The sequence below is a fragment of the Collinsella sp. TF07-1 genome, assembly GCF_003437235.1.
GTDB lineage: Bacteria > Actinomycetota > Coriobacteriia > Coriobacteriales > Coriobacteriaceae > Collinsella.
In genome coordinates, this window is the sequence record NZ_QSRV01000008.1 from 21,577 (window position 1) to 44,070 (window position 22,494).

General features: G+C 59.8%; 22 protein-coding genes and 1 riboswitch. Of the genes, 14 read left to right on the forward strand and 8 right to left on the reverse strand.

What is annotated here, in order from left to right; all coding sequences use genetic code 11:
• From DXC67_RS10585 to DXC67_RS04585, 4 genes are all read left to right on the forward strand, one after another.
• On the forward strand, window positions 1-364 hold a 364-nt coding region (locus tag DXC67_RS10585), incomplete at its 5' end, for an alanine racemase (protein WP_233503160.1).
• Between the two features lie 60 nt (window positions 365-424).
• A complete protein-coding gene (locus DXC67_RS04575) occupies window positions 425-1,147 on the forward strand; it encodes a cell division protein SepF (RefSeq protein WP_117637526.1) in 723 nt (240 codons plus the stop codon).
• 57 nt (window positions 1,148-1,204) lie between these two features.
• A complete protein-coding gene (locus tag DXC67_RS04580; protein ID WP_199408976.1) occupies window positions 1,205-1,450 on the forward strand; it encodes a YggT family protein in 246 nt (81 codons plus the stop codon).
• A 62-nt stretch (window positions 1,451-1,512) separates the two neighbouring features.
• Window positions 1,513-2,190 carry a DivIVA domain-containing protein gene (locus DXC67_RS04585; protein WP_117637528.1) on the forward strand — a complete coding sequence of 226 codons (678 nt, stop codon included), beginning with the start codon at window positions 1,513-1,515 and terminating at the stop codon, window positions 2,188-2,190.
• Window positions 2,191-2,355: 165 nt separating this feature from the next.
• Here the strand turns inward: DXC67_RS04585 and DXC67_RS04590 are convergent, their stop codons facing one another.
• From DXC67_RS04590 to DXC67_RS04600, 3 genes are all read right to left on the reverse strand, one after another.
• Window positions 2,356-2,886, reverse strand: coding sequence for a nitroreductase family protein (locus DXC67_RS04590; protein WP_117637529.1), 531 nt, complete (start codon window positions 2,884-2,886; stop codon window positions 2,356-2,358).
• A 280-nt stretch (window positions 2,887-3,166) separates the two neighbouring features.
• Window positions 3,167-3,790, reverse strand: a complete 624-nt coding sequence (locus DXC67_RS04595; protein WP_055251695.1) for a DUF47 domain-containing protein — start codon at window positions 3,788-3,790, stop codon at window positions 3,167-3,169.
• A gap of 67 nt (window positions 3,791-3,857) precedes the next feature.
• The gene (locus tag DXC67_RS04600) at window positions 3,858-4,907 is read right to left on the reverse strand and encodes an inorganic phosphate transporter (protein WP_117637530.1); all 1,050 of its coding nucleotides are present in this window, start codon (window positions 4,905-4,907) and stop codon (window positions 3,858-3,860) included.
• Window positions 4,908-5,156: 249 nt separating this feature from the next.
• On the opposite strand from DXC67_RS04600, the gene DXC67_RS04605 reads away from it, so the two are divergent.
• The 4 genes from DXC67_RS04605 to DXC67_RS04620 all read left to right on the forward strand — a co-directional run bounded on the left by DXC67_RS04605 (window position 5,157) and on the right by DXC67_RS04620 (window position 8,270).
• On the forward strand, window positions 5,157-5,495 hold the full coding sequence (locus tag DXC67_RS04605; protein ID WP_147327750.1) for a hypothetical protein: 339 nt from the start codon (window positions 5,157-5,159) through the stop codon (window positions 5,493-5,495).
• 84 nt (window positions 5,496-5,579) lie between these two features.
• Complete coding sequence (locus DXC67_RS04610) at window positions 5,580-6,275, forward strand: Bax inhibitor-1 family protein (protein ID WP_117584216.1); 696 nt, start codon at window positions 5,580-5,582, stop codon at window positions 6,273-6,275.
• A 141-nt stretch (window positions 6,276-6,416) separates the two neighbouring features.
• Window positions 6,417-7,535, forward strand: coding sequence for a TIGR02452 family protein (locus DXC67_RS04615; RefSeq protein WP_117637532.1), 1,119 nt, complete (start codon window positions 6,417-6,419; stop codon window positions 7,533-7,535).
• A gap of 75 nt (window positions 7,536-7,610) precedes the next feature.
• Complete coding sequence (locus DXC67_RS04620; protein ID WP_158551288.1) at window positions 7,611-8,270, forward strand: SGNH/GDSL hydrolase family protein; 660 nt, start codon at window positions 7,611-7,613, stop codon at window positions 8,268-8,270.
• A 340-nt stretch (window positions 8,271-8,610) separates the two neighbouring features.
• On the opposite strand, the gene thiD is transcribed toward DXC67_RS04620, so the two are convergent.
• Both thiD and thiC read right to left on the reverse strand, forming a co-directional pair.
• Window positions 8,611-9,441, reverse strand: a complete 831-nt coding sequence (gene thiD / locus DXC67_RS04625; protein ID WP_117637534.1) for a bifunctional hydroxymethylpyrimidine kinase/phosphomethylpyrimidine kinase — start codon at window positions 9,439-9,441, stop codon at window positions 8,611-8,613.
• Between the two features lie 178 nt (window positions 9,442-9,619).
• Window positions 9,620-10,954, reverse strand: coding sequence for a phosphomethylpyrimidine synthase ThiC (thiC, locus tag DXC67_RS04630; RefSeq protein ID WP_099431544.1), 1,335 nt, complete (start codon window positions 10,952-10,954; stop codon window positions 9,620-9,622).
• Window positions 10,946-11,062, reverse strand: a riboswitch (TPP riboswitch). It overlaps the preceding gene by 9 nt.
• A 62-nt stretch (window positions 11,063-11,124) precedes the next feature.
• Here thiC and DXC67_RS04635 point away from each other — a divergent pair.
• Window positions 11,125-11,640, forward strand: a complete 516-nt coding sequence (locus DXC67_RS04635) for a hypothetical protein (protein ID WP_117637535.1) — start codon at window positions 11,125-11,127, stop codon at window positions 11,638-11,640.
• Window positions 11,641-11,680: 40 nt separating this feature from the next.
• Here DXC67_RS04635 and DXC67_RS04640 read toward each other — a convergent pair whose 3' ends face one another.
• Window positions 11,681-12,490 (reverse strand): YaaA family protein, encoded by an 810-nt coding sequence (locus tag DXC67_RS04640; RefSeq protein WP_117637536.1) that lies wholly within the window; start codon window positions 12,488-12,490, stop codon window positions 11,681-11,683.
• Window positions 12,491-12,593: 103 nt separating this feature from the next.
• The gene (locus DXC67_RS04645; RefSeq protein WP_117637537.1) at window positions 12,594-13,991 is read right to left on the reverse strand and encodes an aminopeptidase; all 1,398 of its coding nucleotides are present in this window, start codon (window positions 13,989-13,991) and stop codon (window positions 12,594-12,596) included.
• Between the two features lie 166 nt (window positions 13,992-14,157).
• Here DXC67_RS04645 and polA point away from each other — a divergent pair, with 166 nt between their 5' ends.
• On the forward strand, window positions 14,158-16,902 hold the full coding sequence (gene polA, locus DXC67_RS04650) for a DNA polymerase I (RefSeq protein WP_117637538.1): 2,745 nt from the start codon (window positions 14,158-14,160) through the stop codon (window positions 16,900-16,902).
• Between the two features lie 211 nt (window positions 16,903-17,113).
• Here the strand turns inward: polA and DXC67_RS04655 are convergent, their stop codons facing one another.
• Complete coding sequence (locus DXC67_RS04655; protein ID WP_117637539.1) at window positions 17,114-17,941, reverse strand: Cof-type HAD-IIB family hydrolase; 828 nt, start codon at window positions 17,939-17,941, stop codon at window positions 17,114-17,116.
• A gap of 553 nt (window positions 17,942-18,494) precedes the next feature.
• Here DXC67_RS04655 and DXC67_RS04660 point away from each other — a divergent pair.
• The 4 genes from DXC67_RS04660 to ndk all read left to right on the forward strand — a co-directional run bounded on the left by DXC67_RS04660 (window position 18,495) and on the right by ndk (window position 22,456).
• Window positions 18,495-19,721, forward strand: a complete 1,227-nt coding sequence (locus DXC67_RS04660) for an argininosuccinate synthase (RefSeq protein WP_055251721.1) — start codon at window positions 18,495-18,497, stop codon at window positions 19,719-19,721.
• 233 nt (window positions 19,722-19,954) lie between these two features.
• Window positions 19,955-20,125, forward strand: a complete 171-nt coding sequence (locus DXC67_RS10370; protein ID WP_158551289.1) for a hypothetical protein — start codon at window positions 19,955-19,957, stop codon at window positions 20,123-20,125.
• A 118-nt stretch (window positions 20,126-20,243) separates the two neighbouring features.
• Window positions 20,244-21,674, forward strand: coding sequence for an argininosuccinate lyase (argH, locus tag DXC67_RS04665; protein WP_117637540.1), 1,431 nt, complete (start codon window positions 20,244-20,246; stop codon window positions 21,672-21,674).
• A 377-nt stretch (window positions 21,675-22,051) separates the two neighbouring features.
• Window positions 22,052-22,456 carry a nucleoside-diphosphate kinase gene (gene ndk, locus DXC67_RS04670; RefSeq protein WP_117637541.1) on the forward strand — a complete coding sequence of 135 codons (405 nt, stop codon included), beginning with the start codon at window positions 22,052-22,054 and terminating at the stop codon, window positions 22,454-22,456.
• Window positions 22,457-22,494 lie beyond the last annotated feature (38 nt).

Here is a 22,494-nt window from a genome sequence, read left to right on the forward strand (position 1 = left end):
TGAGGCGGGCGAGCTCTCCGGCCCCCAGCGCGTGCTGATCGAGGTCAATGTGAGCGGCGAGGAGTCCAAGGGCGGCTTTTCGCCCGACGAGATTCGTGCCTTCGCCGGCGAGCTTGCGGAGCTTGAGGGAATTTGTGTGCAGGGCCTTATGACTATGGCGCCGCGGGGGAATAAAGATGTGGCGCGCCGCACCTTTGCCGGGCTGCGTGAGCTGAGAGATGAGCTTGAGGCTACGCACTCCGATCTGAGCCTGCCCGAGCTTTCCTGCGGCATGAGCGAGGACTTTGAGCCTGCCCTTGAGGAGGGCTCAACGCTTGTTCGCCTGGGCAGGGTAGTATTTAGCCCGGAGTTTGCAGTAAAATAAGGCTCTGAAGTGCGCACTGATTATCGGAGCGCCTGCACTAAACCGCGAGAGGACACAACCATGGGCTTCCTTGACGAGATTAAAAATAAGATGCACCTGGGCGGCCAGCAGGGTTACGACCAGGGTTATGGTCAGGACGACGACTACGGCTACGATGACGGCTATGACGACGGCTTCCAGAACAATGGCTACAGCGGCGCCTCGGGCGATGGCTTCTACACCCAGGACGAGCCGAGCAACGGCCTGTTGGGTCAGACGCGCCGCGGCGAGGCCGAGTCGGTGGCCGTGTACACACGCTCCGGTCAGCTGGTCGGCGACGATTCTCGCCACGCTACGACCTACAACCCGCCATCGCGCTCGCAGGAGACGGTTGCGGGCGGTTATCGTCCCGGTGCCTACGACACGCCGTCGAGCTACGCCGAGAACACCCGCGCCCGTGCCGCCGCTGCACCCGCGCCTGCGCCGAGCGATGCCTCGGCCTATGCGAGCAATATCATCAACGCCACGCCGCAGCTGCCGGCCTATGTCCTGCGCCCCGAGAGCTATGACGACGTGGAGACCGTGGTGCGCCGCGTTCGCACCAAGCAGCCTGTCGCACTGATTTTTGTGGGCGTACGCACCGAAGTTGCCAAGCGCGTCTTGGACTTCTCTTACGGCTTTGCCTGCGGTCTGGGCGCCACGGTCAAGGAGGTAGGCGACCGCGTGTTCATGGTGCTGCCCGCCGGTTGCGAGGTCAAAGATTCCGATCTCAAGAAGCTTCGTGCCGACGGCTACCTTAAGTAAAGACAAGACGAGGAGATTCCCATCAACATCTACACTATCGTCCAGCTGGTCAACACGCTGTTCAACTTCTATTCCACGCTCATTGTCGTCTACTGCTTTATGACGTGGATTCCCATGAAGCAGGGTGGTTTACTTCAGGATATTGCTGCGGTGCTCGATAGCGTGTGCGGTCCGTGGCTCAACCTGTTCCGTCGTTTCATTCCGCCGATGGGCGGTATCGATTTTTCACCGGTCGTTGCGATTATTGCGTTGCAGTTGGTGCAGAAGCTGGTTCTGCAACTTCTTATAGGTATACTCATATAAAACTGGCTTAGTAACTCACGTCGGGCGCACGGCGCCAAGGCGAAGATAAAGGAGAACTTGTTATGGCTATTACCCCTGCTGACATTCAGGCTCAGACCTTCTCTGAGGCCAAGCGCGGCTACGATCCCGCCGAGGTCGACGTCTTCTTGGAGACCCTGTCCTCTGAGGTCGACGCCATGCTCGCCAAGATTGTCGATCTTAAGGGTCGTCTGACCGCCACCGAGCAGCAGCTCGCTGACACGCAGGCCCGGCTCGCTCAGGCTCAGGATGCTGCCGCTCAGGCCGTCCCTGCCGCGCCCGTCGCCGCTCCTGCGCCCGATTTCTCCGCTCAGGAGCGTCAGATTTCCGCTGCCCTGATTGCTGCCCAGCAGACCGCCGAGGGCATCGTCAACGACGCCAACGAGAATGCTGACCGCATCCGCAACGAGGCCGACGCCAAGGCCCGCGAGGTCATCCGCCAGGCCCTGACCGAGAAACAGGCCGAGCTTGAGGAGATCGACCGTCTTAAGGCTTCCCGTGAGGAGTTCAAGGCCGAGTACCTCAAGCTCATCCAGCACTTCATGGACGATGCTCAGAACTCCTTCCCGGCCGATCTCATGGCTTCCACGCCGGTCGGTTCCGCCGCTTCTCCGGCTGTGACCGTTCCTGCTGCCGAGCCGCTGCCCGTCGCCGAGCCGGTTATCCCCGTTGCCGATCCCTTTGCACCGATTGACAACTTCGCCGCCGACGACCTGGACTAACATCCAGCTATCATATAGCGCCTAGAAAGGGCCCGCAGCTTGCGGGTCCTTTTTTGTGGCTGTATGCAGTCTGCAAAACAAAACGCCGAGTCCTGCGTTTGAGGGCACAGAACTCGGCGAACGGGTGAGCGGTCAAAGGTGGATTTTAAGGCATGTCCCAATAATCTACTTGAGGAGGAAGTCGGGGAGGGGAATGGTGCGGGCCTCGCGGCGCTCGGGATCGGCGATATGGTCGGCAGGATAGCCGCAGACGAGCATATGATAGGGATAGATGCCCTCGGGCAGGCAGAACTGCTCACAGGCCACCTCGGGCTTAAAATGGCACACCCAGCACGTACCCAGGCCCTGCTCCTCGGCCTCCATCATCATCTGATCACAGACAATCGAGGTGTCGATGGCACTGGAGTTCATCTGGTCATACGGGCGCACCCAAGCATCGTCGGTAACGCTGCAAATAAGAAAGATAAGCGGAGCCCCAAAGATAGACCCATCACGAGCAAACCGAGGCTGACAAGCAGCAGCTTTCTCCAGAAGCTCAGGCGTATCCAACACCATCACACGGGTTGGATGATTATTACAAGCAGAAGGAGCAATCCGCCCAGCCTCAACAATGGCATCCACCACAGCCTGCTCCACAGCCCGATCTTCAAACTCACGACAAGAATACCGACCCCGAGCCAGATCCAAATACCCCATAATCAAACCCTCCAAAGTCAGCGAATCAATCCAAAGCAAAACAAAGGGTACCCAAAGCCCGATTCAGCTAAACGTTTAAGGCGGTCCCAAAGTTCCCAATCGGGCTCAAAGGCCCTGCCAACAAAAGCCTCATTGCTTTCAAAGTATCAGCCAAAGTTCCCAATGGTGGTACGTAAGGCGAAGGGCCGGCCACGGTTTACTTTCGAACGACTCTGCAAAGCAGCCGGAGTGAGAAAGCAAACCGTGGCCGGCCCTTCGCCGCCGGGACACGTACCCCCAATTAACTGTTCTTCATGACAATCGAATCCACAACATCAGCCACATTCTCACAGCAGTCAGCGCAGTACTCCAGGAAGGCGTACACGTCACGCCAGGCGATGACCTCGAGCGGGTCCTTGCCGTTGACGTGCAGGTTACGCATGGCGTTGATATAGAGCTCGTCGGCCTCGGACTCGATGGTGTTGATCTGGATGACGAGCTCGCGCAGCGTTTTGGACTTGCGGTAGTTAGGCAGCTCGACCATCAGGTCTTTCATGGCGCGGCAGGCGTCGGTCACCTTGTGGGCGATCACGATGGCATCGGGATGGATGCTCTGGATGTTGGTGAAGTAGACGCGCTGCACGACGCCCTCGATACGGTCGAGCACGGTGTCGAGCGAGCAGCTCATCAGGTCCAGATCCTCGCGCTCAAGCGGGGTGATAAAGGCGGTGAGCAGGGCGTCCTCAAGCTCATGGTGCTTCTTGTCGGCCGCATGCTCGATCGCATGCATCTTGTCGAGCATATCGTGAATCTTTGCGGGATCGAAGTTCTCGAAAATCTTGGTAAGCAGCTCGGCGGCCTGGACGGCGAGGTCGGCGCAGGCGACGTAGTTGTCAAAGTAGAACGAATCGGGTTTCTTTGCCATGAGTGGGTCCTTTCGAGGCGAAGACGGGTGGGTGAGGTGTTACGGTCCGGATGGACGTTCGGTTTGATTAGATGAACATCATGAACAGCTTGGCCATGACAAAGCTGATGAGTCCGCAGGCGGGGAAGGTGAAGAACCAGGTGAACATCATGTCCTTGACGACGCCGAAGTTGATGGCCGAGAGGCGTTTGACGGCACCGACGCCCATGATGGCGCAGGTCTTGATGTGCGTGGAGGACACGGGGATGCCGGTAAGGGTGGCAAGCAGCAGGTTCGCGGCGCCCGCCAGGTCGGCGGAGAAGCCCTGGTACTTTTCGAGCTTGACCATGCTCTGGCCAACGGACTTGATGATGCGCTCGCCGCCCACGCTGGTGCCGATGCCCATGGTGGCCGAGCATAGCAGCATAATCCAGATGGGGATGCCGGCATCGCCGACGCTCGTCTGGCCGTTGGCGAAGGCCACGCCTAAAAAGAGCACGCCGATGAACTTCTGTCCATCCTGCGCGCCGTGCATAAAGCTCATGGCCGCAGCGCTCGCGATCTGAGCGTATTTAAAGAAGACATTGGCACGTCGCCTGTTGGCGGCGGCGAAAAGAATCGAGACGAGCTTGCACAGGACCCAGCCCATGACAAAGCCCAGACCGATGGAGAGCGCCAGGCCGTAGATGACCTTCATCCACTCGTGGACGTTGACGCTGCTCGCACCGCCGAGGGCGATGGCGGCACCGGTCAGGCCGGCGATAAGGCTGTGGCTTTGCGAGGTGGGGATGCCAAAACGCGACGCTGTGGCGCCGTAGACGACGATGGAGAACAGCGCCGCGCACAGACAGGCGAGCGCCATGGTGCTGTTTCCGCCAAAGTCGACAATATGGGAGATGGTGTTGGCGACGCTCGCGTTAAAGTGCGTCATGATGAGCACGCCCAAGAAGTTGAATGCGGCACTCATGAGAATGGCGGCGCGGGCGGGCATACAACGCGTGGTGACGCAGGTCGCGATGGCGTTGGGCGCGTCGGTCCATCCGTTGACGAAGATGGCGCCGAGTGCGAGGATCACGGTGACGGCAAGGACTGGGTTCGACACAAGTTGGCCGAGGAAGGTTGAGAACGTTACGTCCATGTATGGGCTTTCTCGAAGTTTGCAGACACGTTACAAAAACATGATAAATCGTATCACCTCCTGTGGGCTTCTTTACCGAGTTCTGATGGGAGAAGTGAATTTTTTGGCACTAACATTGAATATTAGCCCTGTTGACCGCGGGTGTTCTTTTTGCTAACACGTCGTGCGGAAGTGCACATGCGGTCCGACACGCCAAAACCACAGCCTGTTCGCTTTACAATATGCAAACATGCGTTCGATAATAGGAGCATGGAATATCGACAGACAGATGGCAAAACTCGGCGCGTGCACAAGCAGTATGTGGACGTCGTGGCCCGCATCCTCGCGGGCGGACAAGTCGTGCCGGTCACCGTCTGCTGGGTCGACGGTCGCTGCTTTACGATTGACGAGATTGTCTCGTCCACGGGCTTTGGCTTAACGGTCCACGGTGTTCGTACGGCAACGTATAAAGTTCGTTTTGGCGGGCATGCGACCGAGTTGTATCTGGAGGACCAGGCGCGCGAACGGCCGGACGGCTCGCAGGCCCACGTGATGCGTTGGTGGGTCTGGGCGTTTGACCGCACGCTCGAGGGCGAGCGCCGTAGGTAGGGACGCACGGCGTTCGGGTACAATGGTAGGAATCTTGTCATCTGCTGCGCCGTCATTCGCGGCGCTTTTTGAAAGGACGAAGCTATGAACGATATCCAGGGCTATCAGAACGGCCCCGTCGAGACCGGCGCAAGCCGCGCCAAGGAGATGTCGCCGCGCGCGTACAATCTCGCCATGTCTGCCCTGATCTTCTTGGGCTTTTGCGCCATGGGCGCCGGCGCCTACTTTACGAGCACCATGTCGTTTGCGCGCATGATGATGAGCGGGGCCGCCCTGCCGCTGGTTTTTGGCTCGTTTATCCTGACCATTGTCGGCATCGTCATGATGTCAGCTGCCGCCAGCAAGCAGTCCGTGGGCCTGTCCCTTGTGGGCTACGTAATCTTTGCGAGTACCTTTGGCCTGACCGCGTCGTTTGGCCTTGCCAACTACGACCTGCCCACCATCAACACTGCCTTTATCGCCACGGCCGCCATCACCTTTGTCTTTGGCGCCTTGGGCGTGACGTTCCCCAAGTTTTTCCAGCGCGTATATGGCATCGGTTTTGGCATTCTGCTCGCCACTATTCTGGTTGAGATCGTGCTGATGTTCATGGGCGTCTCGCAGACCATCACCGACCTGATCGTGATCGTGGTGTTCGCCGGCTTTATTGGTTACGACACCTATGTTGCCACGACGGTGCCGCCCACGCTGCCCAATGCGGTGCTCATGGCGTCCAACCTGTTCGTGGACATTATCAACGTGTTCCTGCGCATCCTGAACATCCTCGGTCGTCGCGACTAGCGCGGGGCATTACGGCGTTTCTTGTCGGATGCGGTAAAACGATGCGAAAGGCGGTCCTGCGGGGCCGTCTTTTTTGTGCGCGGCGGGGTATCATGGATGGGAAAAAGCCGATAGCGGCAGCGACAGGAAAGGTGACCACTTATGGCAGACGTCGACAACAGGAACCGTAACCGCAGGCCCAACCGCGCGGGACAGCCCAACCCCAAGCGCGAGGCTCGCGCCAAGGCCGCCGAGCGTCACGTGGCAACTGTGTCCGAGGCGTGTGCCAAGGATATCGAGCGCTCGCTTGCCGGCGTTCGCGAATTCGACGGTATGCCTGCCGGCTTTGTCGCGGCGATGAAGGCCAAGGCCCAGAAGGCAGCGGCTGCCGAGGAGCCGGTTGCCGAGGAGTCTGAGTCCGCTGAGGTTGCGTCCGCCGAGGCTGAGGTTGCGGCTGAACCTGCGCCCGCAGAGGAGACCGACGAAGTCGAGTCCGCGCCTGCTGCTGAGGAGCCCGCTCCGGTTCTGCCCGAGGTCACCGTACTCGATGCTTCCGCCACGCAGGCCATCCTCGATAACGGCCGCGGCTATGCGCAGTTCTGCGATATGGCCGTGCTTGCCTTTGCCTCGTTCACCAACCCGGGTGGCGGCTACATCCAGGGCTATCTGGGCCAGGAGGCGACGCTCTGCGCCGATTCGTATCTGTACAACGTGCTCGACAAGCAGCGCAAGTGGTATGGCGAGAACCGTCGCCGCAACATCAACTGCGAGCTCTACCGCAACCGTGCGCTGGTAGTGCCTGCGGTGCGTTTTGACCGCAACCACGTGCATGCGTATGCCGATGTGATCGTGGCCGCAGCGCCCAATGCCAAGCGCGCACGCCAGGAGTACCGCGTGAGCGACGATGCGCTGCTGGACGCGCTGCGCGACCGTATCCGCTTTGTCCTTGCCATCTGCGATGAGCTGGGCCGCGAGAAGCTCGTGCTGGGCGCTTGGGGCTGCGACAATAACGGCTTTGATGCCGAGGCCGTAGCCGAGCTCTTCCGAAAGGAGCTCGCGTCGGGCGACTTTAAGGTCAAGCAGGTGTTCTTTGCCGTGCCTTCTACGCGCTGGGATGAGGACTTCGCCAAGTTCGAGCATGTGTTGGCGAGCTTCCCCGAGCGCAACGAGGAGTCCTATGCCCAGGTTGCCGCCCGCGCTGCGGCCGCCCGTGCCGCCGAGCAGGCTCAGGCCGCTGCCGAGGACGATGAGGATGACGACGACTGGCGCAAATACTTGTAAACTGTGCGCGTGATGCGACATGCCGAGCCGACGGGGGCTGCTCCCGTCGGCTTTTTATTGAGTGGGGAGCTTACGATGAAAAACGTTCTGTGCTTTGGTGACAGCAACACCTATGGCTACGATCCGGCTGGTATGCGCGATGGCACCGCGGTGCGCTATGCGCAGGATGTGCGCTGGTGCGGCGTGGCGCAGCGTGACCTGGGCGAGGGCTGGCATGTGATTGAGGAGGGGCTCAACGGCCGCACGACGGTGCGCGACGATATGTGCCATCTGGACACTAACCTCAACGGCATTCGCGCGCTTCCGATGCTGCTCGAGGCCCATAAGCCGCTGGACGCCATCGTGATCATGCTGGGCACCAACGACTGTAAGACGGTCTTTAACGTGACAGCTTCCGATATCGCTCGTGGCGCTATGGCGCTGATTCGCGCCGTCCGCGCGTTTCCGTGGACCAACGCTGCGCCTTGTCCGCGCATTCTGTTGATGGCTCCTATCAAGATCAAGCCGCAAATCGCCGATGTGTATATGACCGACTTTGACGAGCGCTCCGCCGAGGCCTCGGAGCATTTTGGCGAGTACTACGCGCACGTGGCCGAGCAGTTTGGCTGCGACTTTTTGAATGCCGCCGAGTTTGCCGAGCCGGGCGATATCGACTACCTGCATATGATGCCCGAAAGCCACGAGAGCTTGGGACATGCCGTGGCAGCCAAGCTCCAAGAGATGCTCGGTGAGTAACGCGACCCCAATCCACCACAAAGGTGCCTGTCCCCTTTGTGGTGGTTTTGGATCGTTTGTTTGTCTTGATCTGTAACAGTTGTAAGGCCGAAAACGGGCTAGATGTTACAGATTGAGATCATTTAGGTCGATATCGGTCGTTTGTCTCGATCTGTAACATCTAGGGTCGATTTTGCCGAGTTACTGTTACAGATTGAGATTATCGTCTCAGCGGAATTTGAATGTCTCGATCTGTAACAGGTGGGCCGAAAAATGGGCTCTAACTGTTACAGATCGAGATGTTTGTGGGAACCACCACAAAGGTGCCTGTCTCCTTTGCGGTGGTTATGGGCTGCGAATCTTAATACTGCCACATGTGGTTGACGGGGCCGGAACCTTTGCCCATGTCAAAGCCAGCGGCGAGAGCGCCGGTCAGGTAGGCCTTGCCGGCGTTGATGGCGTCGGCAAGTTCCATGCCCTGGGCCAGCGCGCAAGCGATGGCGGATGAGAGCGTACAGCCGGTGCTGTGCGTGTTGCTGGTCTCAATGCGCTTGTGGCGAAACCACGTAGTGAGCGGATCGCCCAGGTGGTTGCCCTCGTCATCGAGGGGCGCAGGCTCGGCCAGTACGTCGTTGGCCTCGTTGACAAAATGACCGCCCTTAACCAAGGCTGCGCAGCCAAAGCGGCGGGTGAGGAGCATAGCGGCATTTTGTTGCGTGCGCTCGGAATCGACCTCGTAGTCGAGCAGCGTCATGGCCTCGGGAATGTTGGGCGTGATGACCGTTGCCAACGGGAACAGGCGGCGGGTGAGTGCCTCGGAGGCATCCTCGGCAATCAGCCGTGCGCCCGAGGTGGCTACCATGACGGGGTCGACGACCACGTTTGTCGCGTTCCAGGCGCTCAGGCGGTCGGCGATAACCTCGATAATCTCGGCAGAGGAAACCATGCCGATCTTGACGGCGCTGGGGCGGATATCGTCAAATACGGCGTCAATTTGCGCGGCTACGATATCTGGCGAGATATTCTGCACGGCGGTGACACCGAGCGTGTTTTGTGCGGTGATGGCGGTGATGGCCGTCTCGGCATACAGGCGGTGCGCCGTGATGGTCTTGATGTCGGCCTGAATGCCGGCGCCACCGCTGGAATCGGATCCTGCGATGGACAGGACGGCAGGTACCTTACTGCGATCCATGTTTGCTCCCTTGTTCGGTCGGAATCAAATGGGTCTTTAAGCCAGCATTATAAAGATGCCCGGGCCGACTCTATGTCGAACCCGGGCGGGCGATGCAATCTTTACGCAAATGTAAGCAAATGTTCACACGTCAACAATTGACGAACACCATGTTACCGATTGTGGCTCCGGTGACGAGTTAGTCCTCCATGCCGAGGTCGATCGTCGTGCCTTCGAACACCTTGTTAACGGTGCGGACGGCGCACATCTTGCCGCACATGGTGCAGGTGCCCTCGGTGGCGGCGGGGGATTCTTCGTAGCGTTTCTTGCCGGTGACCGGATCGAGCGCGCACTTCCACATGGCATCCCAGTCGAGCTTGCGGCGTGCCTGGCCCATCTTGTCGTCCATGTCGCGGGCGTGCGGCACCTTCTTGGCGATATCGGCGGCGTGCGCGGCAATCTTAGTGGCCATGAGACCATCGAGCACGTCCTGGGCGTTGGGCAGGCACAGGTGCTCGGCCGGCGTCACGTAGCACAGGAAGTCGGCACCGGAGCTGGCGGAGATGGCGCCGCCGATGGCAGCGGTGATGTGGTCGTAACCCACGCCGATATCGGTCACCAGCGGCCCGAGCACATAGAACGGGGCATTGTGGCACAGGCGCTTCTGCAGTTTCATGTTGGCGGCGATCTCGTCGAGCGCCATGTGACCCGGACCCTCGACCATGACCTGGACGCCGGCAGCCCAAGCGCGCTTGCACAGCTTGCCCAGCTCGATCATCTCAGCGGTCTCGGTGGCGTCGTTGGAGTCGTAGAGGCAGCCCGGGCGGCAGGAGTCGCCGAGCGAAATCGTCACGTCGTACTCGTGGCAGATCTCGAGCAGCTCGTCAAAGTACTCGTAGAAGGGGTTTTCGTTGCCGGTGACCTCCATCCAGCCAAACAGCAGCGAGCCGCCGCGGCTCACGATGTTCATCAAGCGGCCGGTCTCCTTAAAGGTCTTGGTGACCGACTTGTTGATGCCGCAGTGGATGGTCATAAAGTCCACACCGTCCTCGGCGTGCGCGCGCACGACCTCGAACAGGTCATCCTTGGTAAGCTTGACCAGCGGCTTTTCCATGTAGCCGATGGCGTCGTACATGGGGACGGTGCCCACCATGAGCGGCGTCTCGTCGATGAGCTGCTGGCGGAACTGGCGCGTCTTGCCCGAGTTGGAAAGGTCCATGATGGCGTCGGCGCCAAAGTCCTCGGCGATCTTGACCTTCTTCCATTCCTCGGCGGCATCGGCTTTATCGCCCGAGATGCCCAGGTTGACGTTGACCTTAGTAGACAGGCCCTCGCCGACACCAAAGGCGCGCATGCCTTTTTTGATGTGCACGATGTTGGCGGGAATGGCGATGCGGCCGTCGGCCACGCGCTCGCGGATGTACTCGGGGTCGCGATGCTCGCGCTCGGCGACTTCCTTCATCTGCGGCGTGATCTGCCCGGCGCGGGCGAAGTCGATTTGCGTGACGAGCTTGGGCTCGGTCTGTGTGCTCATTGGCACGGCTCCCTTCGTTGGCATTACCCATATCAGGTTTGCGGGTCAGGGCGGGCGCGCCCAGTCTCAGCCTGCCGTCCTGTCCTGCAAGCTCCCCGTTATGTCATGGGCTCAAGTATAGCTCGAATGGGTACGATTGGCCTAACGAGCGTGCCTGTGGGGAGGCGAACATGGAAGACAAGCATCTATATCGAGAGACGCAATGGGATGTATCGGCCGAGGAAAGCCGTGCGCACCATGGCCTTGTCGCGATTGGTTTTGCGGTGCTTGCCGTGCTGGTGATTGCCTTTTGTATCTGGACGTTTGGCGGTCACGGCGGCGCTGCATGGGAGTTCGAGGCCGACGATGCCCTGCCGATCATGACAGTGAAGGTTACGGGCGGCAATACCGTTGCCGCGCCGGGCGACTATTGGTATTCGCGCGATGGATTTGTCCAGCTTCAGCTGAGCGGTGGGTCTATTCCTGGTGAGGAAATCGAACGCGTGACGTATGATGCGGCGCTCAAAACGCTGACGGTGAAGCTCAAGAATCAGGGTGACGTGCCTACGACTATGGATATCGCGCTGACGGAATGGCGCTTGGAGCCCCCGACGGGTGTTGCGGTGTCCGAGGTGGAGCATGTCAAGATTACCTATCAGGACGGCTCGACAAACGAAGTTGCCAAAGCCGACGGCTTGGCGGAATAGACGCCGTGCCTGGGCAGCACATTCAAAAGTAGCGGTGGTCCTACAAGGTCTGTTCGTTCAGGAAGACCAAAGTGTTCTTATTTGAAAGCTCGGGAAAGTGACGATAACCAACGTCAAACGCGGTGAGCCCGCTTACATCCTCGAGCTTGTTTTCTGCCATCCAGCGCACCATGGAACCACGTGCCTTTTTGCTGGCGGTCGAGCGCTGGATGGGCTTGCCGTTGCGGATGCCTTCGCCAAAGAGGCACGTGACGACCGTGGCGTCGCCCGCGAGATGGGGCAGAACGGCTTTGGCGTACTCTACGCTGGCGAGGTTGACGATCGTGGTGTTTGAGCCTGCCGGGGCGATAGCCCGCGCGAGCTTGTCGCTCCAAAACGCGTAGAGGTCTGGGGCATCGTCAACGGCGAGCTTCGCGCCCATTTCCAGCCGATATGGTTCGACGGCATGAAAGGGGCGAACGCACCCGTAGAGGCCAGAGAGGATCCACAGGTGGCTTTGCAGCCATGCGAGCTGCGCGGAATCCATCACCTCGGGCGCCATGCTCTGGTATTGAATGCCGTGGTAGGACATGACGGCAGGGGAGAGGTGACAGGCGAGTGCGGGATTGTCGAGATCGCCGTTTTTCAGGATGGGCCCGAACTCATGCAGGGTGTTGAGGCAAGGCCCCAGCAGTTTGTCACTCACGTTCCATAGCGCCTGCAGGCCGCCGCTGCCTTCATTCCGCTCGATATCTAGCAGTGCGCGGTGGAGGCGAGCCGTCTCGCGCGCAAAGGGTGGGATGCCCAGGACTTCAAAAGCATCTTGGGCCGCGCGCATCTGCTTGGCGGGCGAAATGACGACCTGCAGCATGGACTCTCCTCTGCCAAAAAGGAAGTTGCGGTGGAATACGGTCTGTTTTGGCCGTTTATGGGCCAGGTTAGTCTGTATTTCACCGCAACTGATGAAGGGTTGGTTACGCGCGCTCGATGAAGGCCTTGTAGCCGCGATAGGCCTCGTAGATATCGGCCTTGTTGGCGACCTCCCACAGGGCGTGCATGGACAGGACGGCAACGCCAGAGTCGATGACGTTCATGCCGTACTTAGCCATGATGTATGCGATGGTGCCGCCGCCGCCCGCGTTGACGCGACCGAGCTCGCAGGTCTGGAAGTCCACGCCGGCCTCGTCCATGATGTCGCGGATGAGGGCCACATACTCGGCGTCGGCGTCGTTAGAGCCGCCCTTGCCGCGGCTGCCCGTGTACTTGTTAAAGCACAGGCCGCGACCCATAAAGGCTGCGTTCTTGGTTTCGAACTTGCCGGCGTAGCCCGGGTCGAAGCCGGCGGACACGTCAGAGGAGAGCATGCGGCTGCGGGCGAGCGCGCGGCGCAGGGCCAGCGGGCTATCCTCGCCGGCGAGCGTCATGATCTCGGCGACGGTGTTCTCGAAGAAGCGGCTCGTCATGCCGGTGGCACCCACGGAACCGATCTCCTCCTTGTCGACGATGAGTGTGATGCTCGTGCGCTCCACGTTGGCGACGTTGATCTGGGCGAGCATGGACGGATAGGCGCAGACACGGTCGTCGTGGCCATAGCCCAAGATCATGGAGCGGTCGAGGCCCATGTCACGGGCGGGGCCGGAGGGCACGACCTCGATCTCGGCGGAGAGGAAGTCCTCCTCCTCGACGTCGTACTGCTCCTTGAGGATATCCAGGAACATCTGCTTGACGGGCTCCTTGGGAGCGTCCTTGTCGTCCTCGTCAAACTTGACGGGGCGGCCGCCCACGATCACGTCGAGGATCTCGGCGTCGACGGCGTCCTTGGCGGGCTTGGCCATCTGCTCACTCGAGAGGTGGATCAGCAGGTCGGAGATGGTAAAGACCGGGTCGTCGGCCTTGTCGCCGATGTTGATGTCGACGGTGGTGCCGTCCTTTTTGCAGATGACGCCCACGAGTGCGAGCGGGGAAGCGACCCAGTGGTAGCTCTTGACGCCGCCATAGTAGTGCGTGTCGAGATAAGCCATGTCGCCGGCCTCGAAGGCGGGGTTCTGCTTGAGGTCCAGGCGCGGCGAGTCCACGTGGGCGCCCAGGATGTTAAAGCCCTGCTCGAGCGGGGCGGTGCCCAGGTTGACGAGCATGAGGTCCTTGCCGTGGTTGGCGGCGTACACCTTGTCGCCGGCCTTGAGCGCGCGGCCCTCGGCGATCACGGTCTCCAGATTGACGTAGCCCGCCTCCTCGGCCATCTTGATACCGGCCTTGACGCACAGGCGCTCGGTCTTGTTCTCACTCAAAAACTGCTTATAGCCGCGGCAAAGCTCCTCGAGCTCCTCGATCTGCTGTGGCGTGTACTTTTTCCATGCGCTGGGACGCTCCATGACGCAGGCTCCTTTCGGATCGATCGTGCTGGTTGATGTACCGTGAGCCATCGTATCACGCGCGGGCCCGCGGCGGCAGGGAAGCCTGATGTGCGGTGGCCGCGGGGCGGGGAGCGTGTAAACTGGTGTGAGCAAACCGTGCCCAGCCCAAAGCGAGGTATTCAATATGTCTGAAAAGCGCCGTACCTTTGCCGTCATCGACGGCAACTCGCTCATGCATCGCGCCTTCCACGCCGTGCCGCCGACCATGAACGCGCCGGACGGTCGCCCCACCAACGCGATCTTTGGTTTTCTGAACATGTTCCTCAAGATGATCGATGCCTTTAATCCCGACGGCGTTGTCGTGGCGTTTGACAAGGGCAAGCCGCGCGTGCGTATGGAGATGCTGCCGCAGTACAAGGCGCAGCGCCCGCCCATGGACCCCGACCTGCACGCGCAGTTCCCCATGATCAAGGAGCTGCTCGCCGCGCTCAACGTGCCCATTTTGCAGTCCGAGGGCTGGGAAGGCGACGATATCCTGGGAACCATGGCGCGCCTGGGCGAGGAGGCCGGCTGCGACATGCTGCTGGTGACCGGCGACCGCGACATGTATCAGCTCGTGACCGAGCACGTCAACGTGGTCTCGACTCGCAAGGGCCTGTCCGACGTGGCGATCATGACGCCCGAGAGCGTGGACGACCTGTATCACGGCATCACGCCGGCGCTCGTGCCCGATTTTTACGGTCTGAAGGGCGATACGTCGGACAACATTCCCGGCGTACCGGGCATCGGCCCCAAAAAGGCGAGTGCGCTCATCGCGCAGTACGGCAGCCTTGACGAGGTCATCGCGCATGCTGACGAGGTCAAGGGCAAGATGGGAGAAAACCTGCGCGCACACATCGACGACGCGCTGCTGAGCCGTAAGGTGGCGACCATCCGCACCGATGCACCCGTTGAGCTCGATTTTGAGGCGACGTCCTTCCCGGCGTTTTCCGCCGATGAGGTTTCCGCGGCGCTGGGCACGCTTGGTATCACCGCCATACAGAACCGTTTCTTGGCGCTGATCGGCGGCGAGGGCGGGGCAGCTGCCAGCACGTTTGAGATTCCCGCCGTTTTGCGCGCAGCCGCCGGCGATGCTGGCGCGCTTGGTGCCGTTGCGGCTGAGGTCTCCCGCGTGATTGATGCCGGCGAGTGGGTCGCCGCCGTGGTGGACGATGACAAGGAAGAGGGCGCGCTCTTTGGGCTGACGCGCACGCTGTGGTTGGCGACGTCCAAGGGCCTGTTTGCGCTCGAGGAGGGCGACAGCGGTGCGGCGGCTGAGGTTGAGGGCTTCAACTTCGCCCACGGCGTGATTGCCGGCGTGCTCGCGCGTCTGTTTATGGAAGGCCGTGTGGCGAGCCCGGATATGAAGGCGCTTCTGCATGAGCTTTCGCCCATCGATTCTTCTGAGCTCGAGCTCATGGATCCGCTGGCAGTCGATTCCACGCGCATCTTCGATACCGTTGTTGCCGCCTACCTGTTGGATTCCGACCGCTCCGAGTTTGACGAGGTGTATCTGGCCGATACGTATCTGCAGATGGCGCTGCCTGCGGCGCGCGGCGCAGAGGGTACTGGCGAGGACGCTCCTGCGCCCGCCGCTCGCACGGCGGCCTTGACGCTGGCGCTGGTTGCACCGCTGCGTGACCGCATGGCCCGCGAGAACGCCGCCAACGTGTTCGATGGGATCGAGATGCCGCTCGTGCCGGTGCTTGCCAAGATGGAGCGCGCGGGCATGCTCGTGGACCCCGACCGCCTGCACAGTCTGTCCGAGGGCCTGGCGACCCAGATTGCCGATGTCGAGCGCAGCATTCGCGACCTAGCCGGCGACGAGACCTTTAACATCGGCAGCCCCATGCAACTCTCGCACGTGCTGTTTGATGTTATGGGACTTCCGACCAAGGGCCTCAAAAAGACCAAGCGCGGCTACTATTCGACCAACGCCAAGGTGCTGAGCGACCTTGCCCGCGACCACGAGATCGTGCGCCTGATTTTGGACTGGCGTGAGAAGTCCAAGATTAAGTCGACCTATCTGGACACGCTGGGCCCGCTGCGCCGTGGTGACGGGCGTGTGCACACCACGTACAACCAGACCATCACCGCGACGGGGCGTTTGTCTTCGAGCGACCCCAATCTGCAAAACATTCCGACGCGCTCGGAGCTGGGGCGTACCGTCAAGACGGCGTTCTCGGCGGGCGAGGGCAGCGTCTTTTTGGCGGTGGACTACTCGCAGATCGAGCTGCGCCTGCTCGCGCATCTTTCGGGTGACGAGCACCTGGTGCGCGCCTTCAACGAGGGCGAGGACTTCCATGCCGAGACGGCCGCGCGCGTATTTGGCGTGCCGGTGTCCGAGGTGACACCCGACCTGCGTAGCCGCGCCAAGGCCGTGAACTTTGGCATCGTGTACGGTCAGCAGGCCTATGGTCTGTCGCAGTCGCTGCACATCTCGATGGCCGAGGCGCGCGATATGATCGATCGCTACTACGAGGCCTACCCGGGCGTGCGCACGTTCCTCGACAATGTGGTGGCGCGAGCCAAGCAGACGGGCTATGCCGAGACCATGTATGGCCGCAGACGCCATATTCCCGAGCTCAAGGCCAAAAACCCACAGCTCCGCGGCTTTGGTGAGCGCACGGCCATGAACCACCCCATGCAGGGCACCGCCGCCGACATCATCAAGATCGCCATGGCCCGCGTAAGCCGCCGCCTGGAAGAAGAGGGTTTTGCCGCCCACATGATCTTGCAGGTACACGACGAACTGGACTTTGAGTGCCCCGTCAACGAAGTCGAGCGCCTAACCACCATGGTCCGCGACGTCATGGAACACGTCGTAGACCTCCGCGTACCGTTGATCGCCGAAGCCAGCACCGGCATAACCTGGGCCGACGCGAAATAGGGAAGCACTCCGTAAGGCAAGCTCGCCCAAGACGCAAGCCCCCACATACTTAAGATTTGGGACAAACACTACTGATTAATTTGTCCCACAGTAACCAAAACAGAGGGGAGCCCCTCCCAACAAGGAGCTCCCCTCTGCTCAAATCATTTCAGCTAAGTATCTAGACACTCAAGACGCCATCTTGGCGCCCGGCCGGGTCCGACGAGCCCCGTTAACGAGCCGCCAAGATGGCGTCGATGAGCGTCAGTACGCCCCCGTCGTTGTTGCTCGGAATGCGCCATTTGGCATGCGCGTTCATGTGCTCCTCGGCATTGTCCACGATAAAGCTATGCCCGACGCGCTCCAGCATGGGGATGTCGTTGTACGTATCGCCCACGGCGGCGGCATCAGCGATATCAATGCCCAGCTGCTCGCACAGGTGCGCGACGCCCGACCCCTTGTCGACGCCCAGGTTCATAAAGTCTATCCACTCGCGCCCGGCGTTGGTGACGTAGAGCTTGTCCGAGAACTCGGGGCTGTAGTTCTCGCGAAACGCGGGCTCGGCATCGTAGGCGGGGAAGAAGATCGAAATCTTGTTGGACTCGATATCAAGGCCCTCAAAGCTATCGACGTAGTTGATCGTGTTGTAGTACACGCTGATCTCGTCGTGGTACTGATGGTCGCGGGCGAGCACATAGAACTCGTCGTAGCAGCACAAGACGGGAACGGCACGCGGGTCCTCCGAGGCACGGGCGAGCACCTGCTGATACAGCGCCACATCGATGTTGCTCTTATAGATATAGCTGCCGCGATAGATGACGCAGGCTCCGTTGTCGGGACAAAAAGCAAGTCGGTTCTTAATGCTCTCGAACATTTCCTCGAGTTTGGGGGCGGGGCGTCCGCTGGCGGGGCAGAATACAATGCCTGCGTCGGCGAGCTTGTCCAGGCGCTCATCAAGACCCTGCGGCAACACGCGCTTGTCGGTGAGCAGCGTCTTGTCCATGTCGACGGCGAGAATCTTAATGCTTCCGATATTGGTGTCCGATTCGTAAGTTTGCATAAAAGCGCGCCTTTCGTTTCGAAATTGTTTCAGACGTTATAACCATCAACCAGTAACTGAGCGTATTGTCGCAGGAACGGAGCGTATTTGCACCACGCTTCACAAAGTAATGAAAAAACTTTTCAGAAATTTGAATTTGTCGCTTGCGCTGCGGGCACTTTAGCGTAATATAGCGACCATCGAAAACGGAGACGGAAATACAACCGCTTACCGAAGAAAAGGTACCGTTTACGATATTAGAATTGCGCCCGGCGATAGGTGAAAGGAGAGGCAGATGCAGTTCGTAAAGATCATCACTACTGCAGACAATGCCATCCGACGCCAGCGCGCAATTTCCCGACGACGATAACAATCGTCTCTGTCCGTATGGGGCGAATTGCCTCAACAGAGTCATTTTGAGGTCGTTGGGTTTTAGCACGACATTGCTGCATGTTTCTAGGGCATGTTGTGCTGCTTTTTGCTATTTAACCTGATATTGCACGGTTTTTGACCTCGAAATGACTTGCAACTGACCGATGTTCTAACTAGCTACCAAGGGCGAAAGGAAACAGCCATGAGCAAGGAAAAAGTCGTTCTCGCATATTCCGGTGGTCTTGATACATCCGTATGTGTCAAGTGGCTCCAGGACGAGAAGAATCTCGATGTTGTTTGTGTCTGCGGCAACGTGGGCCAGGAGGAGACCGGTCTGGACGCCAAGAAGCAGAAGGCCCTCGACCTGGGCGTTCTGGATTGCCAGGTGCTCGATCTGCGCGACGAGTTCTCCGATGAGTTCCTGACTAAGGCTATCGCCGCAAACTCTATGTACGAGAACAAGTATCCGCTGCTCTCCGCCCTGTCCCGCCCGTTGCTCGCCAAGAAGCTTGTCGAGGTCGCTCACGAGTTTGGCGCGACCTACGTCGCTCACGGCTGCACCGGCAAGGGTAACGACCAGGTTCGTTTTGAGGCTGCCGTCAAGGCCCTCGACCCCGAGCTCAAGGTTATCGCCCCGGTTCGCGAGTGGGACCTGAAGTGCCGTCCCGACGAGGTCGCCTACGCACATGCCCACAACGTGCCGGTTCCCGAGGGTGCCAACGACAACCCCTACTCCATCGACGACAACCTGTGGGGTCGCGCCATTGAGTGCGGTCACCTGGAGGATCCCTGGAACGAGCCGCTCGATGACGCCTGGGTTATGACCAAGAACCCCGAGGACGCGCCCGACACCCCGACGTATACCGAGATTGAGTTTGAGGCCGGCAAGCCCGTCGCCGTCGACGGCAAGAAGATGAAGCTCTCCGAGATCGTCATCGCCCTCAACAAGATCTCTGGTGACAACGGCTTTGGCCGTCTCGACCTGGTCGAGGATCGTCTGGTGGGCCTCAAGAGCCGTGAGTGCTATGAGGTTCCCGGCGCCCTGACGCTCATCACCGCCCACAAGGCACTTGAGGACATTTGCGTCGAGGGCGACCTGCTCAAGACCAAGATCAAGCTCGAGCAGGATTGGGCCACCGCCGTGTACAACGGCCAGTGGTACAGCCCGCTCAAGAACGCGCTCGATGCCTTTATGGCCGATACCCAGAAGTTCGTGACCGGTACCGTCCGTCTGAAGTTCTTTAAGGGCAACTGCCATGTCGTCGGTCGCAAGAGCCCGTTTAGCCTGTATGACTACGGTCTGGCTACCTACGACCGCGACACCACGTTTGACGAGAAGGCCAGCGCCGGCTTTATCGAGATCGATACGCTGTCGCTCAAGACGTGGGCAAAGGTCCAGGGTCCCAGCTCCGCTGCCGCCCAGGCCTAACGCCTCCTTTCCTTGGTATCCGCGCGGCCCATCCGCGTGATACAAAACGGGCGCACGGGGTCCCTACCTTTCGTTATGCTTGCTGACACTTCTTAACATCGGTGGCCCCTACGTTCCGCCCGCATATATGACGCCGCGCCTGCGGCTGAGTCCGAGCCCCGCCGGGGTTGTCCGGCGGGGCTCCTTCTATCAATTTGGCGGCTCTGTGCCTATATATATGAGGAGCATCCATTATGTTCAACGCTATCGCGCATGCCTTACTTGCCCTCGCGCCCGAGTTCGATGCTGCAAAGGTCGAGGACGTTCCTATGAGCCTAAAGGCCTGGATCGATGGTTCGCAAGGCAACATCCGGAGGGAGACGTTGGGCGCCAAGTGCCTGGTGCGTCACTTCTTTGCAAATTAGCAACATGGTCCCGCGCACGGTGGGGATTGTGTAAAACTAGCGGTTGAAAAATCGCTTTAGCGACATGGCGCATTGCTTTGGGCGCTTGTTTTGGTATTTGGAGAAAGGGGACGGTTCCATGGCTCTTTGGGGCGGTCGTTTTGAGGCGGGAGTGGCCGAGGTCACGCAGGAGTTTGGCGCGTCGCTGCCGGTCGACAAACATCTCTATAAGCAGGATATCGCCGGTTCTAAGGCGCATGCCAAGATGCTGGCGGCCCAGGGCATCATCAGTGCCGAGGATGAGCAGGCGATTGCCGAGGGCCTGACCGGAATCGAACAGGATATCGATGCCGGCAACTTCACCTTCGATATCAACGACGAGGACATCCATATGTCCATCGAGAGCGAGCTGACGCGTCGCATCGGCGAGGCCGGCAAGCGCTTGCATACCGGACGTTCGCGCAACGACCAGGTGGCGACCGATACGCGCCTGGGCGTCAAGGCGTTGGCCAAGGAGCTCATGGAGGCCAACCTGCAGTTGCGCCACGTGCTGGTGGATGCGGCCAAGAAGTACGACAAGGTGATTCTGCCGGGTTACACGCACATGCAGCATGCTCAGCCCGTGCTGCTGTCACATCATCTGCTGGCGTATTCCTGGATGTTCGCGCGCGACTTTACACGTCTGAAGGCCGCCTTTGATGCCGCCGACAACTGCCCGCTGGGTGCTGCCGCGCTTGCCGGTACGAGCTATCCGCTCGATCGCCAGATGACGGCTGCCGAACTTGGCTTTGCGGGCGTGATTCCCAACTCGCTCGATGCGGTTTCCGACCGTGATTTCCTGCTCGATCTGCATTACGCCGGATCCGTCATGGCGATGCACCTGTCGCGTCTTTCCGAGGAGATCGTGCTGTGGTCGAGCTCCGAATTTGGCTTTATCACGCTTTCAGACTCCTACTCCACCGGCTCGTCTATCATGCCGCAGAAGAAGAATCCCGACTTTGCCGAGCTTATCCGCGGTAAGAGCGGTCGCGTGTACGGCAACCTGGTGCAGCTGCTGGTAACCATGAAGGGCCTGCCGCTCGCTTATAACAAGGACTTGCAGGAGGACAAGGAGGGCGCGCTCGATACCGCTCACACGCTCATGCAGTGCCTGTCCGTTATGGCCGGAATGATTTCGACCTGGACCGTCAACGAGGATGCCATGGCGCGCGAGTGCGGCGTGGGGCATCTTGCCGCCACCGATGTTGCCGATTACCTGGCTAAGCGTGGTCTGCCGTTCCGTGAGGCACATGCCGTGGTGGGCCATCTGGTCCTGATGTGTGAGAAGCACGGCTGCAATCTTGAGGACCTGCCGTTTGAGGTGTTCCAGGAGGCAAGCCCGCTCTTTGAGCGCGACATTACCGAGGCGCTCGACATCCCGTCGATTGTCGCCGCACGCACGACCGAGGGCGGTACCGCCCCTGCCGCCGTTGCCGTGCAGCTGCAGCGTGCCGAGGCGCAGCTCGTGGCCGACGAAGGCGTGTTTGGATCGCTAACCAAGGTTGTCGAGATGGGTCACGGAGCTAATTAGCTTATTGGATGCGTCTGTCTGGTGCGTTCATCATATCTTGCCTTTACGGGTGCCTGCTACGGTGGGCGCCCGTTTTGTTATAGAGAAGGAAGGAGCTTGTCGAAAACTTTTGTAGGACATTTGCGCAGGTTGTGAAGGGGGTACGTTCGCGGGTGGCAACCGACCGCCCGCTCTGTTCGATGTGGTTGATGAGCGGTCGGATGGTACTCTAATCGGGCTTCGAAACAGAAGTGACACATATGGAGCGCTTTAATAAATTGCAGCGTTTCAATAAACAGCTTTTTGTTTAACTGCAGCTAAAACTCTGTTACGATGCAGTCCAGGCGGGTGCCGGAATGGGACTTGGGCACGCGCGAACCTACTTGAAAGGCTACCTTATGGCTATCGAGAAGACCTTCATCATGATTAAGCCCGACGCCGTGCGCGACCACAAGATCGGCGAGATCGTTGCTCGTATTGAGCGCAGCGGCCTTGTCATCGAGCGCATGGAGATGACCACGCTCGAGCGCGCTACCGTCGAGGAGCACTACGCCCATCTGGCCGACAAGCCCTTCTTTGGCGGTCTCTGCGACTTTATGACGAGCGGTCCGGTCGTCAAGATGGTTGTTTCCGGTCTTTCCGCTGTCTCCAAGATGCGCACCCTTATGGGCGCCACCAACCCGCTTGATGCTGCTCCTGGCACCATCCGCGGCGACTTCGCCGTCGATGTCAACGCCAACGTGATTCACGGCTCCGACTGCCTGGAGAACGCCGAGATCGAGATCAAGCGCTTCTTTGGCTAAACCAGCTTTGACTCCTTAAAGCTGTTAGCGTGTGGCTT